Origin of the sequence: Streptomyces sp. NPDC058231 (assembly GCF_042882275.1) — a bacterium.
Taxonomy (GTDB): domain Bacteria; phylum Actinomycetota; class Actinomycetes; order Streptomycetales; family Streptomycetaceae; genus Streptomyces.
Genome location: NZ_JBHVWN010000001.1, coordinates 325,619 through 345,228, shown reverse-complemented (window position 1 = coordinate 345,228; position 19,610 = coordinate 325,619). Strand labels below are relative to the sequence as shown.

The window sequence follows — 19,610 nt, the reverse complement described above, 5'->3', positions numbered from 1 at the left end:
CGGGTCAGACCTCGGCGGGCGCATCCGGAAGCTCGCGCAGCGCCGGGACCGGTGACCCCAGCAACGGCAGCCAGGAGACGGCACCGATGGCGGCGGCCACGACGATGGCGCCCCGCAGCCCCAGCGTCCCGGAGAGGAGACCCGAGAGAGGGCCGCCGACCGCGATGGTGCTCCAGATGACGAACCGCATGGACGCGTTCATCCTTGCGTGCAGCCGGCCGGGTGTGATCGCCTGCCGCAAGGTCACCTGGGCGATGTTGAACAGTGGTACGCCGAAGCCGAACAGCAGCTGGCCGACGGCGAGGAACGGAAGCGACAGCCCCGGCGACGCGGCGGGCATCAGGACCAGGCCCACCGCGCACAGCGCTGCGCCGCCCGTGATCGAACGACCGTACCCCAGGCGGGCTATGACCCGGCTCGCGCACAACGCCCCGCCCACCAGGCCGACACCGGCCAGCGAGAAGACCACACCGACCAGGGCGGAGGGATAGCCGAGCGTCCGCACCATGTACAGCGTCAGCAGCACCATGAGCATGGACGAGCTGAGGTTGAGCAGACTGGCGCAGGCGGCGACCGCGCGGAGCATCCGCTGCCGCAGTACGAAGCCGAGACCTTCGCCGACCTCCTTGCGCAGCGACCGAGGCGCTCCGGCGCCCGCCTTCTCCGGCGCGGGCTCGGGGTGCCGGATCGCACGGCACAGCAGGCCCGAGGCGAGGAAGCTCAGTGCGTCGAGGAGTACGGTCGCGGCGGCCCCCAGGAATCCGGCCAGGACACCGGCGGCGGCAGGACCCGCCATCTCGGCCGCCGAAGCGCTGGCGGTCAGTTTGGCGTTGGCGTCCGCCAGTTCCTCACGCCGTACCAGCGTGGGCAGATAGCTCTGGTAGGAGACGTCGAACGCCACGGTGAACACGCCGACCAGGAGGACGGCGACGTAGAGCTGGGCGAGCGAGAGCACACCCAGGGCGTACGACACCGGCACGCTCGCCAGCAGGGCCGCCCGGCACACGTCCGAGACGATGAGGACCGGCAGCCGGCGCATCTGGTCCAGCATCGCCCCCGCCGGCAGCGCGAGCACCAGGAAGGGCAGCATGCGGGCGCTGGTCAGAAACCCCAGTTCGGTGGCGGAGGCGTGCAGCGCCCCGACGGCGAGCAGGGGCACGGCCAGCTGGCCGATCTGGGTTCCTGTCTCGCTGACCGACTGCGCGGCCCACAACCGCATGAAATCCGGTGAACGCCACAGACCACCGCGGGTCACCGGGCCGTCACGGTCATTTTCGCCACCCCTCGTCGGCACAGGCGTCCCACCCTAGGGATCTCCGGCACTGCTGTCATGAGCACGAGGTGAATCATTGACACAGGGTGGGCGCTTCGCCTCTACTTGATGTGCTCATGGCCGCCCGAAAAGGGGACTTACGTATGAGTGGCGGAACCGGGCACGTTGGGGGGCGGGGCGCGGGCATCCGTCCCGTGCCGCGTAGTGGACACCTGCCGCTGTCCTGCTCCCAGGAGCGGCTGTGGTTCGTCCTGCAACTCCATCCGGGCATCCGTGCCTACCAGTTCCAGGCGACGATCGAACTCACCGGCACGCTCGACGGGGACGCCCTCGCCGGGGCCCTGACCGAAGTGGTCCGCAGGCACGAGATCTACCGCACGACCTTCGCCGACGGAGCCGAGGGTCCCCGGCAGGTGGTCCATCCGCCCTTCCGGGTCGAGCTCCCCGTCGACGATCTGCGCGGCGAACCGCACCCCGAGTCGGCGGCGCGGAGGGTGATCCGCTCGGCGGTGGACGCCGAGATCCCGGTGGAAAGACTGCCGTTGGTGCACTGGCGGCTGCTCAGGGTGACCGACGACCGGCACATCCTGCTCCACCTGGAACATCATCTGGTCCACGACGGCTGGGCGTTCAACCTCTTCATCGACGAACTGGCCACGGTGTACGAGGCGTACGCCGCCGGCCGGCCGTCGCCTCTGCCCGAACCCGAGCTCCAGTTCGCCGACTTCGCGGCGTGGCAGCGGTCGTGGCTGGACGGGCCGGCGGCCGATGAACAGCTCGCGTACTGGCGGAAGCAGCTCGACGGTGTCCCGCACTTCCTCGACCTGCCCACGGACCGCCCCCGTACCGCCGTGCGCCGGTTCACCGGCGACGCGCCCCGGTTCGTCGTCCCGGCGCACGTGGCCGACCGGGTGCGAGGCCTGGCCCGGCGGGAGCGGGTGTCGCTGTTCACCGTGATGCTCGCCGCCTTCGAGGTCCTGCTGCACCACTGGTCGGGGAAGGACGACTTCAGCGTCGCTTCGGGGGTCGCAGGGCGCGGCCGGCCCGAGACCGAGCGTCTGCTCGGCATGGTGGTCAACACGGTCGCGCTCCGCGCCGACCTGCGCGGCGATCCGTCCTTCCGTGAACTGCTCGGGCGGGTACGGGCGACCACGTTCGGTGCTCTGGAGCACCAGGACCTCCCGTTCGACCGGGTGGTCGCCGCGCTGCGTCCGCGACGCGTACCGGGGCGGCAGGCGCTGTGCGAGGTGCTGTTCGCGTTCCACGACGCCCCGATGCGCGCGGTGCGCATTCCGGGGCTGGAGGTCGAGGTGATCCCCGGAATCACCAACGGCAGCGCCAAATTCGACCTGAACGTCATCGCGATACCCCGGGCCGAGCAGGCTGTCGGACAGCGCGGCCACCAGGAGTCCGGCGCCATCGAGTTCATCTGGGAGTACGACCGGGACCTGTTCGACGCCGCGACCGTCTCGGGGGCGGCCGAGGAGTACGAGCGGCTGCTCACCGCGGTCGTCACGGATCCGGGGGCCCGGGTGTCGGCGCTCGGCAGGGACGGGGAGGACACGAAGTGACCGAGGACGAAGACCTGTTCGGCGCGGTGCGTGAGGCCTGGGCCGAGACGTTGGACATCGACAGGGAGGCGGTCCCGCTGGAGGAGGGCTTCTTCGACGCGGGCGGCAATTCGATGCTGCTGGTGCTGCTGTGCGATCAGCTCAACGAGCTGACCGGCCGCACCCTCCGGGCGACCGAACTGTTCCAGCACTCCACGGTGCGGGCGCAGGTGCGACTGCTCGCGGGCGACCTGTGAGCGGCAGCCTCCACCAGGTGTTCACGGACACCGCCGACCGTCATCCGGATGCCTCCGCCGTCGAACTGCCGGACGGGTCCATGACCTACCGCCGGCTGCGGGACGCGGCGGAGGCGGTCGCCGAGCTGATCCGGGACACGCACGGCGACGTCGCGCGGATCGGCCTGTTCGCCTCACGCGGCGCGGTTGCCTACGCGGGCTATCTGGCCGCGCTGCGGCTCGGCGCGGCGGTCGTGCCGCTCAACCCCGGCTACCCCGCCGCCCGCAACCGCGGGATCTGCGACGCGGCGGGGGTGGACGTCGTGGTGGCCGACGCGACTGCCTGGAAGCAGAGCGGACAGGAGTGGACCGGCCCCTTTCCGGTGCTCCCGCTGACCGACGACGACGTCCTGTCCGCGTCACCCGGCGGGCGGCTCCCGCCGTACGAGGCGCACCCGGACCGGCCGGCCTATCTGCTGTTCACCTCGGGCACGACCGGCCGGCCCAAAGGGATTCCGATCAGGCACCGCAACGTGCTGCCCTTCGTCACGTACAGCATCGCCCGGTACGAGGTCGGCCCCGGCTGCCGGATGTCGCACAACTTCGACCTGACCTTCGACCCCTCCCTGTTCGACCTCTTCGTCACCTGGGGCGGCGGAGCGACCCTGGTGGTGCCGGACCGGACGGAGATGTTCTCCCCGGTCGACTACCTGACCCGCCGGAAGCTCACCCACTGGTTCTCCGTCCCCTCGGCGATCTCGGTGGCTGCCGGACTCGGTCAGTTGCCCACCGGGCAGCAACTCGCTCTGCGGCACAGCTTGTTCGGCGGCGAACAGGTCACGTACGAACAGGTGGCGGCCTGGCATGCGGCAGCGCCGGAATCCGCCATCAACAACGTCTACGGCCCCTCCGAACTCTCCGTCGCCTGCGCTCATTACCGACTGCCCCGGGACCCGCGGCAGTGGCCGCGAACCTCGAACGGAACGGTTCCCATCGGTCGCGTCCACGGCGGTCTGGAGTACCTGATCACCGAGGACACCGGCGAGCTGTGCGTACGCGGCCCCCAGCGGTTCGACGGCTATCTGGACCGGCGGGACGACGCAGGCCGCTTCCTGGACCACACCGGCGCCGGCCGGCCCGACGCCGAGCACTACTACCGCACAGGGGACCGGGTCGGTGTCGAGGGCGGGCAACTGGTCCATCTGGGCCGGCTGGACGACCAGGTGAAGATCCGTGGCCACCGGGTGGAGCTGGGTGAGGTGGAGGCCGCGATGCGGAAGCTGCCCCAGGTGAGCCAGGCCGTCGCGGTCACCGCCACCCGGGACGGCCTGACCGAGCTGGTCGCCTGCTACACCGGGCAGCTCGCCCCCCGGCGGGACCTGCTGCGCGCACTGCGCGGGACGCTGCCGATCCACCTGGTGCCACGCCGCTTCCTGCACCTGGAGTTCCTGCCGCTCAACAGCAACGGCAAGGCGGACCGGGGCGCGCTCCGGGAACTCGCCGCCGAGTCCTGACACTCCGAATCGAGAACTGGAGCACACGAATTGGGCATACTGCGGGGCCCCACGACGTCCTATCCGGCCGAATCGTCACTTCCTGAGCTGTTCGCGCGACAGGTGCAGGCACGGCCGGAGGCCATTGCCGTCGTCGACGGGGAGCACTCCGTCACGTACGCGGAGCTGGATGCCCGGTCGAACCGGTTGGCGCAGTCGCTGCGGGGCCGGGGCGTGGACGCCGAGGCGCGGGTGGGAGTGCTGCTGGACCGGGGGCATGAGCTGATCACGGCGGTGCTGGGGGTGCTGAAGGCCGGTGGTGCCTATGTGCCGGTGAGCCCCGGGTATCCGCGCGAACGTCAGCGGGACATGCTGGCCGACGCCGAGGCGTCGGTGGTGGTGACGCGGGACGACGTGCGTGCGGCCGCCGTGCCGGATGCCCTTGCGGTCGCCGAGCCGGTGGCGGTTGATGCGCGGGCGCTCGCCTACGTGCTCTTCACCTCCGGGTCGACGGGCCGGCCGAAGGGCGTGATGGTCGAGCACCGTTCGGTGGTACGGCTGGTCTGCGACACCGACTATGTGGAGTTCGGGCCCGATGAGCGGGTGGCCCAGGTGGCCGACCCGTCCTTCGACGCGTTCACGTTCGAGGTCTGGGGGGCGCTGCTGCACGGGGGCACGGTCTGTGTCATCCCGACGGAGGCGGTGCTGTCTCCCGGCGGGCTGGGGCGGGCCCTGGCGTCGCACCGTGTCACCACCATGTTCCTGACCTCGGCGCTGTTCAGCGAGGTGATGGCGGACCGGCCCGACACGTTCGCCGGTCTGCGGAATCTGCTGGTCGGCGGGGACGTGGTGAGTGTGTCGTGGGCGCGTGAACTGGCCGCGCGGGAGCCGTCGTCCCGGCCGGTGCGTTTTCTGAACGGGTACGGGCCGACCGAGGCGACCACCTTCGCGGTGTGCGGGGTGATCGAGTCGGTCCCGGAGGGTGCCCGGTCGGTGCCGATCGGCAGGCCCATCGCGAACACCTCGTGCTATGTGCTGGACGCTGAGCTGACACCGGTACCGGCCGGGACGGCCGGGGAGCTGTACATCGGCGGTCCGGGCGTCGCCAGAGGGTATGCGGGGGAGCCCGGGCAGACGAAGGAGCGATTCCTCGCCGATCCCTTTGCGACCGAGGCGGACGCGCGGATGTACCGCACCGGGGACGTGGTGCGGTGCCGGGCGGAAGACGGGGTCCTCGAATTCCTGGGGCGGGTCGACGACCAGGTCAAGATCCGGGGCTACCGGGTCGAGCCGGGCGAGGTGGAAGCGGCGCTGGGCCTGCATCCCGACATCAGGCAGTTGACGGTGGTGGCGGACGTGACGGCCGACGGGCCGCGGCTGGTGGCCCATGTGGTTCCCGCCGTCCCCGGGGAGAGGCCGGTGGGGATGCGCGAGTTCCTCGCCGCGACCCTCCCCGAATGGATGATCCCCTCCGCCTTCGTGACCTCCGCCGGTCTGCCCCTGACCGCCGGCGGAAAGGTGGACAGGTCCGCGCTGCCGCCGGTCCCGGACGATGCCCTGGACACCGGAGCCGTCGCCCCGCGCACCGACCTGGAACGGCAACTGGTGGCGATCACCGCGGACATGCTCGGTCTGACCACCGTCGGCGTCACCGACGACTTCTTCGCGCTCGGCGGCCACTCACTGCTGGCCATGCGACTCGTGTCCAGGATCAACGACACCCTCTCGGCAGATGTGTCCCTCAGTGACTTCCTCTACGACCCCACGATCGCCCGACTCGCCACCGAGGCGTCGCGTGACCGATGACCATCCATGGTGTTCCCGCTCTCCACGAAGGTCGGAGGGCGAAGACACCACGAGCCTGCGTGATCACGGGCAGGGGCCTGCGCCCCGTCGGACGCCACACGGCATCCGGCGGGGTGTTCACGGCACCCGCGCGGTCCACTCCTCGGTGGCGAACTTCGTCCGCACCAGCTCCTCCGCCCGGGCCAGCTCTTCCGTCGTGAGTTCGCCTGTGGTCAGCCCGTAGCGGTTACGGAAGGAAGCGATCATGTTCTCGATCACCTGCTCACGGGCGAGGCCGGTCTGGCGGCGGAGCGGGTCGACGCGCTTCTTGGCGCTCTTGGTGCCCTTGTCGGACATCTTCTCCTTGCCGATACGCAGGACCTCAAGCATCTTGTCCGCGTCGATGTCGTACGACATGGTCACGTGGTGCAGGACGGCTCCAGGGCCACCGTCAGGGCCGACCATCCGCTTCTGGGCGGCACCGGCGATCTTGCCGGCGTCGGTGGCGATGTCGTTGAGGGGCTGGTACCAGGCCTTGATTCCCATGTCGCCGAGAGCGCCCAGGACCCAGTCGTCGAGGTAGGCGTAACTGTCGGCAAAGGAGAGGCCCAACACCAGCGACTCCGGCACGGACAGAGAGTAGGTGATCGTACTCATGGGCTCTACGAACATCGCCCCGCCACCAGAAATGCGGCGTACCACGGTCATCCCGTGCCTCGCCGCCCCTCCGGGGTCCACCTCGTTCCGCAGCGACTGGAAGCTGCCGATGACCACGGCAGGTGTGGCCCATTCCCAGACCCGCAACGTGGGTGCCCGTCGCCCGGCGGCGACCTCGGCGGTGAGGACCTCGTCCAGCGCCATGTGCAGGGCCGGGGCCTGCGGTCCCATGTGCACCAGCTGCCAGCCGTAGTCGCTCCACTCGGTCGCGTGGGCCAAGGCTCGCCGTACGGCGATGCCGACGCCTTCCGCGCTCAGTCCGAGCATGACGGTCGACGCCGGCAGCGCCGCCGTGATCCGGGCCGCCAGGCCCGCGGCGTCCATCGAAGCAGGGGCACCCTCCAGGGCTCTGTCGATCGAGAGGATCGCCTCGTCGGGCTCCAGGAAGAAGTCCCCGGCGACTCTCACGTTGCGGAGGACGCCTTCTTCGACGTCCAGATCTACGACGACCAGCTTGCCGCCGGGCACCTTGTACTCGCCATGCACGGCTTCGTTCCCTTTCCAGTGCGCGGTGTGGATCCTGAGTCCGTTGCTCCGATGTCCGGAGATATGCACTCGTATCGCACCTTAATGCTTGCCTGAGACGAGCGGCTACGCAGCCCTGACGCCGCTGGAGTGGGCCCGTGGGCACGACCGTCAGGTCGGCCATACGTCTGCGTGCCGAACAGAACCCGGCGTACAGGCCGACTCGTCCGCCGCCACCTGCGGTTTTGCTTCCGGAAGGCCTCCGATCTGCGTCGGAGGCCCTTTCCGGGCTTTCGAGGGCAAGCGCATGGAACGTGCCGACGGTGGCCGCAACTGCCCGGTGGTGGCCTGCCCTTCGGTGTGAATGTTTGATTCTGCGTGAAGTCACGTGTTTGCAAGCAAGTATTGACACTCCTCGACTGGAGGCGCCATAGTCCTCCGCAGGCAAGGGACTTCAGAGTTCCGGCGAACGAAGAAAGTGCCTACGGGTGCGGTGGCTGTCGGTGCACGGCTCTTTTCGGGGCCAAGTAGGAAGATTTCGGCATGCTTATTGTCAGGTGCATGGCGACAGTGTGGTCGCCTTCCCTTCGCTCCACGTCGATGGGAGAGAACTGGACACCGGGGCACCGGTGCTCGGGGTGCGCGCAAGGGGCCCCGGGCACCGCTACCGGATGACGTCAACCGGCGTGTTCTGTCACCGGGCTCAGCACTGCAGGCCCGAAAGGACGCCTCTGAGCATCCGTGTCGCGAAGCAACGGGAAACCAGGCTGGTCGTCGGCCCCGGAGCCGAGGCGACAGAGCCACCTCAGACATACCGCGAGCACTGTGGCGTAGTCGTCAGTGCCTGCGGACCTCATCCGAGAAGGCGTGGCCAACCGGTCACGACCAGGCTCGACTTCAACACCCCCTTGAGGAGAATCAGATGAAACGAGCGTTGACACGCACTGTGGTGGCAGCCCTGGCTGCACTCGTCCCGTTCATCGCAGCACCTGACGCACAGGCACAGACCTTCGGCGGGAACGAACTCCTGTCGTGGTCCATCAGCGGGGCTCCCAGTGGGGGACTGACATCCCTCAACTTCCCGATCACCGTGAACACCGGCACCGCCCATGTGGCCGGGACCTACTTCGCGATGCAGTACGGGTTCACCGGGCAGAGCGACCTTGGGTACGCAGGACTGCAGCCGCGGCCGGATGCGAACGGGCACCAGCGCCTGCATGGGGTGTTCTCCTCCTTCATCAGCGGCACGACAAGCACCCACGCCAACTGTTCGGACGGGGCTGACGGCGGCGCCGGCGTCAGTTGCGGAGTGGACTTCGACGCCGTGTACGGCCACACCTTCCGCGTTGTGGTCGCACAGGCCGGCACGGACACCTGGTCGGGCACCGTGGTCGACACCAACACCGGACAGCAGATCCCCATCGGCACCTACAAGTTGCCCACAGGCTCCGGCAACCTGAAGGCATCACAGGTGGGTTTCATCGAGTACTACAACGTGACCAGCTGCGACCAGCAGCAGCGGTACGACGTCACGTTCGGCGGACCGTCCTCCGGCTCCCTGTCCGGCACAACCACGTGGAGCCAGGAATACGGAGAGTGCGCCGGCTACGGCAGCACCAACGTGACCACGGTCGGCACAGGTGTGCGCGTGACCCGCGGTAGCGTGGGTTAGCGCGCCGGGCAGGGCTTTCCAGTTGCCCTTGGGATGATTTCGGGGCGGCTGGAACGTGATCGGGCTGATGGCTTTTCAGGGGCGGTCTCGCGGAGGCCGCCCCTCGATCATGTGGGAGTCAGAGGCGGTTCCAGCGTCTGGACGAAGACGACGTCGTAGGCTGCGCCTGGAGTCACACGTTTGGGGAGAGGAACGACCGTGGGAGATGTGCAGCTGGCGTGGCAGCGATTGATGGACTGGCTGGAGACGAATGCACCGGCGACTGCATCGTCGGTCCTCGCTCCCGCCGCGCCGGCAGCGATCACCGCGGCTGAGGAGCGCATGGGCGTCGGTTTCCCGGTCGAGCTTCGAACGTGGCTCCTGACCTCCGGGGCCGACAACGGCCCTGTTGGTGTCACGGAGGGGGTCGTGCCCGGCAACAACCGCGATTTGCTGGGACTCGCGGCCATGGAGCGGGCGTACCACTTCAAGATGGAGATCGAGCGCGACGACCCGTCCCCCGATCCGGAGTTTCCGTTCTGGCATGAGCAGTGGATTCCGATCATCTCGGACGATGATACTTGTTATGGCAAGTTCCTGGATGTGCGTAGCGGTCAGATCGGTTCATTCGGCGATGGGGATGAGCCATCTTTCGGAGTTCACGAGTCACTGACCGCTCTGTTCAGCGAGATGGTCGCCCTCATGGAGCAGATTTCTGCGGGGGAGCAGCGCGCTGCTGGACGTGTTCAAGACGGCAGGCTCATCTGGAACTGATGGTCGGCATACGAACAGGGCCCATGGCGTCGACCGACGCCATGGGCCCCACTGTCTTTTGCTGTGCTACTGCGGCTTGGCTATGTCGAGCCAGTACGGGTCACCGTCAAGAACGCGGAATGCGTACATGAAGGTGGTTCCGAAGCGGTTCATGGAACCTTGGTTATGCCTGCCGGACATGGCAGAGCGGCCGCACGTCTCGGTCCAGGTCGGGACCTTCTCGCCCGGCGCCGGGTGCAGTCGCCACTTGCCATCCGGATCCTTCATGGTGACGGTGTTGACACAGTCGGCTCCGGTCGTGACCGGGTTGGGGTTCTTGCCACCGTCGACCTTGGACATTCCGCCGCTCTGGTAGGTGGCAGCGAAGGTGAACTCGTCGCAGTTCGGCTTGTCCGAAGCTGTGACGAGCGTTGGATTGAATGCATTGGCCCACCCTCTGGGGCAAATGACGTCGCGGTTGACGTCCTTCTGCATCTTGGTGGGATCGCTCTTCTGGGGGGTGTCGTTGGCAAGGAAGTTCAGCGGGTCTCCTTGGCCCTTCAGCCCGAGGTGGGAAGGGAGCTTGTGCTGAAGCAGCCAGATATGGGCAGCGGCAGCGGGGTACTTGGATTCGCTGAACGTGTAGGTGGGCTTGTAGCGCGGGAAAATGCATCCCGCAGGTCGGCTGGTGAGCTGGTCGTCGCAGCGGATCGTAAGATCGTCCTCGCTCGCGGTGAGCGGGTCCGGGGCCGCCATCCCGTTGGTGCTGGCAGTACTGCTCCACGACAACTCGATATCGCTCTTGCCGGTGCCGGTCCACTCCGTGGTCTGGGTGGCCGTCAGGTGGTGTAGGTCTCCGGCACCGGTGAAGGTCTTCGAGCCGCTCCAGGTTGCGGGGTTGTTCTTGCAGTAGCCGAGTTTGCATTCGAAGTCGAGGTTGACCGTCGCGCTGGTCACGTTCGACGTGGCGCTGTCAACGCTGATGTCAACCTTCTGCGTGATGATCTTGGACTTGTAGTCGGTGTGAATCTCGTGTCGATAGTTGAACTCGACATCTATGGGCTCGTCCTGGAACACCCCGCTAAGTCCCATCTGGCTGACGATGCACGCATCGGTGCGGTCGTAGTTGATGGACAGCTGAGTGAGCGAGCAGGAGGCTGTGTCCGCCGCGCTGACGGCCGTCCGCGTGGTCGTACTGGCGGGTTCGGCTCCCTTCATCACCGGACCGGCGGCCTTTGCAGTCAAGCCGGTCACACCCGGGGTCCAGAACGGATGTCCGGAGATCTCCTGCGGGTCCTCGGGGAACTCGGGATCGGGGCCGCTCTCATCGGTGGGGTCGGAGAACGCCAGGTCGGTGGGCAGTCCCCAGTAGTCACCGGGAACGAACGCCACCGCGTCGAACGCGATGTCCGCGCTGCCGTCACCGCCGTTGAAATTGTCCAAGGAAACCTGAGGTGTCACCCCGGTGAACGAGTAAGCACCCAGGTCCACCCATTTGTTGGACTGGTTGTCGCTCTGCGAGATCACCTTCTCGGTGACGCCGCCGCCTGATGTGATCTTGTAGTGAGCTGCTCCGGTTTGCGCCCCGTGGTCCGGGATGTGCGCGTACACCCTGGCCTGGCCGTCATAGGCGGTCAGTTCCTTGCCGAGCTTCCACGTACCCGTGACCTTCATCCGGTCGCCCGGTGGCGGGTAGGACTCCGCGGAGCGGGTGTGGGTGAACCAGAAGTGGTTGCCGTAGCCGGCACCGATCTGGTGGGTGTCGACCTTGCCGGGGTAGGTGGTGATGGTCTGCCCGGTGTCGGCGTCGATGATGTCGGAGGGCTGGTAGGTCAGGTCGAACGTGCCGTCCGACTTCGCCGCGCCACACCCCCGTGAGCTTGATCCCGCTGGTGTTGTGCCGTCGGGGATGTCATCGACGATGAGCGCGTTGGACGGCAGGCCGGTGGAGCAGCGGGGTGGATAGGAGTTGCCGTCGGGCTGTTCCGGGTAGCTGGTGTTGAACCGGTGGACCTGGTGGCCGCATTCGGCCAGCTTGTCGCAGTCCTTCCACTGGGCCGACTTGTCCCACCAACAGTGCAGCCAGTGCGCGTTGGTATCGCTGTCGCCGGAGTCCAGAGTGCAGGCGCCCTGGCCGGGGTCGTTGGAGTCGCTGTCGCTGATCTTGGACGGGTCGCAGTTGTTGCTGCTGTCGCAGAACAAGTCGATCGGCGGCTTGACCGCAGCGCGCTCTGCGGTGCTGTTCCACCAGGAGGCGAGGTAGCCGGGGCCGAAGGTGTTGGGAGCGGACATCGCGGAGATGGGGCGTGCGGCCCAGCCGAGGACCTTCTCCTCGTAGGGCCAGTCCTGCGGGTGCGCGGCGTGGCTGTAGTCATCCTTGGCCGGGTCCGCCGCGTTCTGCAGGAAGGGGACACGGTTGGCCTTCCACAATGGGTTGGCCGGGTTGTTGGTCCAGCCCAGGCCCTGGTGTCCTGCGGAGTCCGGGGTGTTGTAGAAGCCGGAGTTGTAGGCCCACAGGGCGTAGAACCAGTTCTCGATCCACTGCGGGTTACCGCCGTTGATCTTCATCCCGGCGTAGTAGGTGTCATTCCACTTGTGGGAGAGGATCTGCACGCCGTAAGCGATGTTGGCGGTGTAGTCCAGGGCGACGGCTTCCTGGGTGCTGGGCGGCAGCGCAGTCTCACCCGGCTTCGTCTTGCCCGCCAGACGCATGCCGTCGGTAGCCTGGGTGATGCCGTAACCGCAGTCCGCCTCCGAGAAGTTGACCCGCCAGGGGTCGGCCTGGGTGCCGTCAGCGGTGTACTGGGTGCCGTAGTAGTTGCCGATGAGGCTGTTGGCGGTCACCCCGGGGACGGCGTATCGACCGGCCTGCCACATGTTGGATTCCTGCGCGGTGACACCGAGCATCACCTGCGAGGGGATGTGCCAGCGATCGGTGACGTCGGGGTCCTCGTTGTCGAGGGTTCCGGTGGGGTCACCTGCGAGTACGACCGGGGGGAACAGCCCGTTGGGGCTGTAGCTGTCCATCCCGGTGTTCTTCCAGTTCGCCGGACGGTCGGTGCGCAGTTCACCGACGACTGCCTGGTCCACGGCCCATTCGACCTGACGCGGCGTGGGCTGGTACGCCTGCTTCTTGACGTCGTTGCGGGCAACGGCGCAGTAGCGCTCGTCCGTTCCCTCGCCGGGTCCGGTCGGGGACGCGGCCAAGGTTCGAGGCGAGACACCGCTGCTGGATCTGGCGGTCTTCCTCTGTGAGGGAACGCCGAGGGCGGGTGACGGCTTGATGCCGGTGCCACCGTTCTTGCCCGTAACCTTCGGGGCCGTGTCCAGGACAACCGTCTTGCCCGTGGCCAGCACCGTGACTTGAGAGCGCGCGGCACGGACGGAGTCTGCACCCTTCGGGGCGATCAGGCTTGTCCTGCCATCCGCCCACGCCGTCGACACGGCGGCATGGCCCAGGCTGGACATGCGCACGCCCTCAGCCAGACCACCCGGGTTGGCGAGGCGCGCGGGCAGTTTGCCCTTGCTGGCGGCCTTGCCCGTGATGAATACACGTCCCGAGGCGGTGCCGGTCAGGTCCCAGTCGGCGAGCTTCCCGGCTGCCACCGTGGCGGCAGCAGCCTTGCCACCGCGCGTCTTGGCCGGGGTGAGGTACTTGGCCCAGCTCTCCGGCTTGCTCGATTCCTTCTTGTCCAGCTCACGCTCGATGAACGTCACCCCGCCGTCAGCATCGGCGGTGAGCTGGAAGGGGACCGTGCGCGTACGCACGAGCTCGGTCTCCTTGGCGCCGTTGAGGCGCACCAGCCTGTTGCCGTGCGCGGCGATGATGCCGCTCTTGGCCGGGATCGCGGAGGTGACCTGGCCAGGAACGGTGACCGGCGTGGACTGCTTGCCGGTCGTCGCGTCAACGGAGATCAGCCGGGACTGCTGCTTCTTGTCGCCGTCATAGCTGAGCTGCGTGAACACCGCCTGGTCGCCGTTGCCGCAGCCGGGGCTGAAGTACGCCAGCGACGCCGTGAACGGCAGCTTGGTGACCTTGCCCGAGGTGAGGTCGACCACGGCCGTGAATCCGCCGCGCACCATCAGTTCGGGCCGGTTGGTGAACGTACGCGGCGCGTAGGCGACGGCTGCGTACTTCCCCGAGGAGGTCAGGCAGGCGTTGCCGATCCACGAGTCGGCGTCGAAGCCGTCCTCCCGCAGGGTGGCGGCCGTCTTCCACCCGTACCCGTTGGTCTCGTCGGCGACGAGCAGGTGGAGACCGGCACCGTCGCCGCTGGTGGTGAAGGCGGTGTCCTTGGACGCTTTGTACTGTGCGCCAAGGGTCTTGGCGCGGTCCTTGACCGGGATCGCGGACGGCTTGGCGGGATTGTTCGTCGGCTGGCTCTGCCGGCCTTGTGCCGCATTCTTGGGCGGGGAGGGCTCAGTGGCCTGCGCGGGCAGGCCGAGCGGTATCGCCACCGCCATGGCCACTGTGGCGGTGACCGCCACACGTAGGCGGCGTATTCGTCTCTTCAACACTCTTCCTCGGGTTGGATGGACGGTCCGTTCAGTTCCGGCTGTTGGCCGAGCGGATCTCTGCCGCCCGATCACGCAGGCGGAAGCTTTGCGCGCCCTGGACACGGGACTTGGTCGACAGGGCCGCTTGAAGGGCGAGGAAAGCCACGGTGGATGGGGCCCGTAGTGCAGATTCACCGGCTGGCACCGGCAGACCGCAGTCCTCAACATCGTTTACGCGAGGGCAGGTTATTACAGAGCCGACCCGACGGGCGACCGAGCCGTTGGCCGATCGCGCTACGGAGATGCGCAGTAAGGGCGTGCAGATCGGGGACGCGCGCCGACTGGGCGAGCGGGGCATCCGGCCCGTGTTCGTGCCTCGGCCGGACCCGTGCCGGAGGTGCGTGTTCCTCTGCCTGCCGCGCGGGACCCGGGTTACTCCGCCACGATGAAATAGGCGGCGGGGTCAAGGGCGTTGAGCGCGATCCATCGTTGCGGTGTCGCCGACGTGGATGCCTCGGAGGTGTCCGCCGAGGCATGGAAGAAGCCCTGAACATCGAGAGCGATGCGCGGGTCGTCGTCGATGCGCCGCGCCATGTCGTAGTAGACGGCCAGCTCATGGATGCACCGGAGGCCGGCCGCCGGACAGGAGCAGTCGACGGAGACGAGCTCCGGTGCGGGGGCGTGACCCGCGTCGGTGATCGCGACGTACAGATCGTCGGTCAGGACGGGCTGGGCGCCGCTCAACTGGCGGGAGACCTCGGCCGTCGTCCCGGCGGACATCGGCGCCACCTCGATCGTGGTGACCGTGGTGCCGCGGCCGCGGCGCACGACGGCGCGCACGGTCCGGCCGTCGAACGTGATCTGCACCTTCCCGTCGCACGCCATCCGGCGCGCGCTCGGCAGTTGCGTATTCGGGCGGGTCTGGCGCAGGGACTCGGCGAACCGGACCCAGTCCTTCCCCCATATCGTGCAACCCAATTCGTTGTCGGCCATGGGTCAGTTGTCCCGCTTCCGCCGCAGGACCTCGATCAGGCGGTCGTCGTCCAGACGGGTCAGCTCGGCCACGCTGGACAGGTCGGCGATGTCAGAGAGGGCGGATTTCCGGGAGTGCATGGCCGCGATGTGCTCCTCGATGGTGGTTCCCGTGGTCAGGGTGGTGACGGTGACCGTGCGGGTCTGGCCGATCCGGTGGACCCGGTCGGACGCCTGCGCCTCCACGGCGGGGTTCCACCAGCGGTCGAAGTGGATGACGTCGGCCGCCCGGGTGAGCGTGAGCCCGGTGCCGCCTGCCTTCAGGCTGAGAACGAGCACCCTCGGACCGTCGTCGGCCTGGAATCGGCGGACGATGTCGGCCCGTTGCTTCTGGTTCAGACCGCCGTGGAAGAACGGCGCGCGCACGCCGAACTGTTCGTCGAAGTGCCGGATCAGCACCTCACCCGTCTGCCGGTATTGGGTGAAGACGATGGTCGGATCGCCGTTCTCCAGGTTGCCGGCCACGATGTCGGTGCACAGGTCGAGCTTTCCCGACCTCCCTGCCAGCTCATCGAGGTCGTCCGTGATCAGGCCCGGGTGGTTGCAGACCTGCTTGAGCGAGGTCAGGACGGCCAGCACCTTGGTCTGGCGCCGGGCGCCGCTGCCGAACCCGTCGTCGATGACCTGCTCCAGCAAACGGTCGTACAGCCGCTGCTGTTCCTCGGTGAGGTCGCAGATGAGGTCCGCGTGGATCTTGGGCGGGAGCGAGCTCGCGACCTGGGACTTCTTCCGCATCAGCACGACCGGCTCGATGGCCCCGCGCAGCCGGGCGGAGGCGGCGGGGGAGCCGTCCGCGACCGGCCGGACGAAGCGGCGACGGAACTGCGTCCGGTTCGCGAAGAGATGCGGGGCGACCAGATTGAGCAGGGCCCAGAGCTCGTCGAGATGATTCTCCACGGGTGTTCCGGTCAGGGCGATCCGCGCCTCGGCCGCGATGGTGCGCGCGGCCTTCGACACCTGCGTGCGGGGGTTCTTCAGCACCTGCGCCTCGTCGAAGACCGCAGTGGTCCACCGGTGCCCCGCCATGGCCGGGCTGTGTGTGCGCAGGGTCGGATAGCCGGTAAGCACCACCGTCCCGCGCTCCATCGCCTTCAGCGGGCCGCCGCGCCAGATCTCGGACCGCAGGTCCGGTGCGAACCGGGCGATCTCGTGCGCCCAGTTCCCGACCAGTGACGTGGGGCCGACCACCAGCTGCGGCCCCTCCTCGGCGCGCCCGGCGAGGCAGCCGATGGTCTGGAGCGTCTTGCCGAGCCCCATCTCGTCGGCCAGCACCGCGCCGCTGTGGGCGGCGATGGTCTCGCGCAGCCAGCTCACACCCCGTACCTGGTACGGCCGGAGCGCGGCGGTGAGCGTGGTGCGCAGTTCGGCCGCCACGGCGGTGGTGTGCCGGAAGACGGCGGCGGCGTGCTCTGCGGTCGTCACGGCGACACCCGTGGCGTCGGGCACGGCGTGTGCCGCGACCGGCAGGGCCGGTGTGCCGCCCGCGATCCACGACCGCCAGACGTCCACGGACAGGCCGGGCGCGTCGAGGGGGGTGTCCGTGAGCCGGTCGGGCTCGATCAGCGCGCAGTCGACGTCGGAGACCTTGAGCCTGCCGAGGTCCGGCGTCGGGACGGCCAGGGGGAGGGTCTCGATGTCACCGACCGGCGGGGCCGCCCCCACGGTGCCGCCGGACCAGGTCCACAGGGCGAACATGTGACGGTCCGGCAGGTACGTGGCCTGACTGTCCGACGGCGCGGCGGGGAGCTCCTGCCTGGTTGCCATGGTCAGTGGGTGCCCAACTCTTCGCCCTCACGGGCGAGGCGGTCGTCGGCCTCGGCCCGGAGAGCCGTACCGGTCGCGGAGGGAGCGGCTTCCTGGCCGGATTCCTGTACGGACTCCGCCTCGCGTACGGACGCCGTGGGCTTCTTGGCCGAGCGCAGGGCGATCAGCAGCACGGCCGCCCCGAAGAGCGCCACGAGCATGATCCAGACCGCGCCGACGTGCATGGCGTGGACGAACGCCTCCTCGGCGGAGCGCACGAGGGCCGGTCGGTCGGTGGCCTTGGCGATGGGCCGGGCCTGTTCGGCGGAGATCCGCGCCTGATCCTCTACGGCTCCGGGCACGCCGTCCAAGGAGGGTTCGATCGCGCGCCGGTAGACGATCGACATGATCGTGCCGCCGACGGCGATCCCGATGACGCTGCCGGCCCGTTCCAACGGCAGTGTGCAGACGGTGTTGTCCAGCCAGATCAGCAGGGAACACACCATGAGAACGGCAAGAATCAGCTGCCGCCCGAACTTCGGTAACGCGCATGCAGTCATGAATACCTTCGGACGCGATCGGGAAATCCTGACGAGCGGACCGTAGGCAACCGTCAGGCATGTGTCAATTCCCTGGTGCTCGGAAACAGTTGTCGATTTCCGGGCGCTGCCGAGGGCATGTCTCCACGTTCTGTGTCAATTCTTGAGCAAGTAGCGGACTGCCGGTCGAGCAGGGCCCCCGAGGCCATGCCGACAGCGCCCTGTCAAATCCTGTCCCGGTGTTTGACCTCGCGAGTATTTCGTGCCCCAGCCGAGCATGCGGCACCTCGCTCCGGGTTCCCGTATCGGCGGCCCGCTCCCGCCAGGGGCCTTGTCGGGGCTGTCGGGAACGGTGGCGGCGTACCCGGACAGCTACCCCGTACGGGCGGCTCTTTCGGCGTATCGGTTCAGCAGGCCGAACGCTCTTTCCCGTGTATCCATCGAATGAGAGATTCGGAATTCACCCGGGTCAGCGGATCGGAATTCTCTGGGTGTATGCACGGAGAAGCGAGAGGCGCGCCCGGGTGAGGGGAGATCGAAAGCACATGATTCGGGACGGCCCTGCGGAGTGATTCCGCTGCGGCGGCATGCCTTTCCTTTTTCAGGAGGCCGGGATATCTCCGCGGTGCCGAAACTCCGGTGACGAGATCAGGCGGTCACCACGGGCACCCCGTCAGGGCGGCCGGCCAGCAAGGAGGCGATGTGGTCCGCGCACCGGACGGCCGCCACGGACATGGCGGCCCGTGTCATCCCGGCCACGTGCGGGGTGAGGAGGGCGTTCGGCAGACCGAACAGCGGTGAGGCGAAGGCGGCGTGTTCATGTGCGAAGGTGTCGACGGCGGCCGCCGCGAGCGGGTGCGCCGGATCGCCCAGCGCGTCGGCCAGCGCCTCTTCGTCGACGATCTCACCCCGGGCGGTGTTCAGCAGGATCGACCCCGGACGCATCAGTGCCAGCTCCGCCCGACCGATCATGTTCCTGGTCCGCGGAGTGAGCGGGAGGTGCAGGGAGATCACGTCGCTGGTGGCCAGCAGGGTGGTGAGGGATTCGGCCCGGGGCACCGGTGCCCCGGCCGGGCGCCGCGAGAAGCCCTGGACCGCCAGGCCCAGCGCGGTCGCCCGCTCGGCCAGGGCCAGGCCGGTCCGGCCCAGCCCGATGACGCCCAGCGTCAGCTCCGACAGCTCCGTCGCAGGGGCGGCCGGTGCGCTCCAGCGCCCCTGATGCGCGGCCCCGTTGTGCGCCGGGAGATCCCGGGTCAGTGCGAGCAGCTGGGCCAGTGCGAACTCCGCGACCGCGTTCGCGTTGGAACCCGGGGTGTGGGTGACGGCCACACCGTGGCGTGCTGCGGAGTCCAGATCGACGTGGTCGGTTCCTGCGCCGGCCCGGCCGATCACCCGGAGCCGCCCGGTCAGCGCGGGGTCGGTCGCCGCCGCGAGGAAAGCCGCACGCAGCGGAACACCCGCGCGGGACTTGACCGCGTGGTAGCCGGACCCGTCCCGGACGGTCTGGGCGATCAGCGCCGGCTCGTCGAAGGCGTCGAAGTCGGCGAAGTCCACGCGCCCGGCCCAGGCGGCCCGCGCCGCCGGCCTGTCGGCCACCCGCCGGAGGTTCAGGGTGACGGCCAGCCCGTGACCGAGCAGACGCCCCACCTCCCGGTCGAGCAGCTCGCCGGGAGCGGCGTCCAGCAACAGCACCCGCAGCCGTTCCATCGGTCTCCCTTCCCAGGGGACGGACCTTACTGCGGTCCAGGGTCCCGGGGAGAGCGCTCCGCGCCCCCGGCGCCGCCCGCTCCCGTCGTTCCGTGCCGCCCGCGTGACGGCCGGCCGAGGGGGTCGGTTCGGGGCGAACCACCCATTCGGGGCCTCCGTATCCGCACCG

13 protein-coding genes are annotated in these 19,610 nt (G+C 68.4%); 6 read left to right on the top strand and 7 right to left on the bottom strand.

Annotation, left to right across the window (positions count from 1 at the left end):
• Positions 1-4: 4 nt before the first annotated feature.
• On the bottom strand, positions 5-1,219 hold the full coding sequence (locus tag ACFVXE_RS01375; RefSeq protein WP_389668000.1) for an MFS transporter: 1,215 nt from the start codon (positions 1,217-1,219) through the stop codon (positions 5-7).
• A 248-nt stretch (positions 1,220-1,467) separates the two neighbouring features.
• Between ACFVXE_RS01375 and ACFVXE_RS01370 the strand changes: the two genes are divergently transcribed.
• Genes ACFVXE_RS01370 through ACFVXE_RS01355 form a run of 4 tightly spaced genes read left to right on the top strand, consistent with a single transcriptional unit; the run spans position 1,468 to position 6,358 of the window.
• The gene (locus ACFVXE_RS01370) at positions 1,468-2,844 is read left to right on the top strand and encodes a condensation domain-containing protein (RefSeq protein WP_389667999.1); all 1,377 of its coding nucleotides are present in this window, start codon (positions 1,468-1,470) and stop codon (positions 2,842-2,844) included.
• Positions 2,841-3,080, top strand: a complete 240-nt coding sequence (locus tag ACFVXE_RS01365; RefSeq protein WP_389667997.1) for an acyl carrier protein — start codon at positions 2,841-2,843, stop codon at positions 3,078-3,080. Before ACFVXE_RS01370 ends, ACFVXE_RS01365 begins: the two co-directional genes overlap by 4 nt.
• 17 nt (positions 3,081-3,097) lie before the next feature.
• Positions 3,098-4,573 carry an AMP-binding protein gene (locus ACFVXE_RS01360; protein ID WP_389667995.1) on the top strand — a complete coding sequence of 492 codons (1,476 nt, stop codon included), beginning with the start codon at positions 3,098-3,100 and terminating at the stop codon, positions 4,571-4,573.
• Positions 4,574-4,603: 30 nt separating this feature from the next.
• Positions 4,604-6,358, top strand: a complete 1,755-nt coding sequence (locus ACFVXE_RS01355) for an amino acid adenylation domain-containing protein (RefSeq protein WP_389667993.1) — start codon at positions 4,604-4,606, stop codon at positions 6,356-6,358.
• Positions 6,359-6,475: 117 nt separating this feature from the next.
• Here ACFVXE_RS01355 and ACFVXE_RS01350 read toward each other — a convergent pair whose 3' ends face one another.
• Positions 6,476-7,540, bottom strand: a complete 1,065-nt coding sequence (locus tag ACFVXE_RS01350; RefSeq protein ID WP_389667991.1) for a biotin/lipoate A/B protein ligase family protein — start codon at positions 7,538-7,540, stop codon at positions 6,476-6,478.
• A 901-nt stretch (positions 7,541-8,441) separates the two neighbouring features.
• On the opposite strand from ACFVXE_RS01350, the gene ACFVXE_RS01345 reads away from it, so the two are divergent.
• Positions 8,442-9,191 carry a hypothetical protein gene (locus ACFVXE_RS01345; protein WP_389667989.1) on the top strand — a complete coding sequence of 250 codons (750 nt, stop codon included), beginning with the start codon at positions 8,442-8,444 and terminating at the stop codon, positions 9,189-9,191.
• A 198-nt stretch (positions 9,192-9,389) separates the two neighbouring features.
• Positions 9,390-9,944 carry an SMI1/KNR4 family protein gene (locus ACFVXE_RS01340; RefSeq protein ID WP_389667988.1) on the top strand — a complete coding sequence of 185 codons (555 nt, stop codon included), beginning with the start codon at positions 9,390-9,392 and terminating at the stop codon, positions 9,942-9,944.
• Between the two features lie 66 nt (positions 9,945-10,010).
• Here ACFVXE_RS01340 and ACFVXE_RS01335 read toward each other — a convergent pair whose 3' ends face one another.
• From ACFVXE_RS01335 to ACFVXE_RS01315, 5 genes are all read right to left on the bottom strand, one after another.
• The gene (locus ACFVXE_RS01335) at positions 10,011-14,411 is read right to left on the bottom strand and encodes a hypothetical protein (protein ID WP_389667987.1); all 4,401 of its coding nucleotides are present in this window, start codon (positions 14,409-14,411) and stop codon (positions 10,011-10,013) included.
• 441 nt (positions 14,412-14,852) lie between these two features.
• A complete protein-coding gene (locus tag ACFVXE_RS01330; protein WP_389667985.1) occupies positions 14,853-15,413 on the bottom strand; it encodes a hypothetical protein in 561 nt (186 codons plus the stop codon).
• Positions 15,414-15,416: 3 nt separating this feature from the next.
• Positions 15,417-17,216, bottom strand: coding sequence for a DEAD/DEAH box helicase (locus ACFVXE_RS01325; protein ID WP_389667984.1), 1,800 nt, complete (start codon positions 17,214-17,216; stop codon positions 15,417-15,419).
• 2 nt (positions 17,217-17,218) lie between these two features.
• A complete protein-coding gene (locus tag ACFVXE_RS01320; protein WP_389667982.1) occupies positions 17,219-17,755 on the bottom strand; it encodes a hypothetical protein in 537 nt (178 codons plus the stop codon).
• A 627-nt stretch (positions 17,756-18,382) separates the two neighbouring features.
• Positions 18,383-19,441, bottom strand: a complete 1,059-nt coding sequence (locus ACFVXE_RS01315) for an NAD(P)-dependent oxidoreductase (protein WP_389667980.1) — start codon at positions 19,439-19,441, stop codon at positions 18,383-18,385.
• Positions 19,442-19,610: the final 169 nt, after the last annotated feature.

Bases quoted from the DNA above. Each gene is read 5' to 3' on its own strand.
- ACFVXE_RS01325 (WP_389667984.1), bottom strand. From the start codon at position 17,216: ATGGCAACCAGGCAGGAGCTCCCCGCCGCGCCGTCGGACAGTCAGGCC.
- ACFVXE_RS01320 (WP_389667982.1), bottom strand. From the start codon at position 17,755: ATGACTGCATGCGCGTTACCGAAGTTCGGGCGGCAGCTGATTCTTGCC.
- ACFVXE_RS01330 (WP_389667985.1), bottom strand. From the start codon at position 15,413: ATGGCCGACAACGAATTGGGTTGCACGATATGGGGGAAGGACTGGGTC.
- ACFVXE_RS01315 (WP_389667980.1), bottom strand. From the start codon at position 19,441: ATGGAACGGCTGCGGGTGCTGTTGCTGGACGCCGCTCCCGGCGAGCTG.
- ACFVXE_RS01345 (WP_389667989.1), top strand. From the start codon at position 8,442: ATGAAACGAGCGTTGACACGCACTGTGGTGGCAGCCCTGGCTGCACTC.
- ACFVXE_RS01375 (WP_389668000.1), bottom strand. From the start codon at position 1,219: ATGCGGTTGTGGGCCGCGCAGTCGGTCAGCGAGACAGGAACCCAGATC.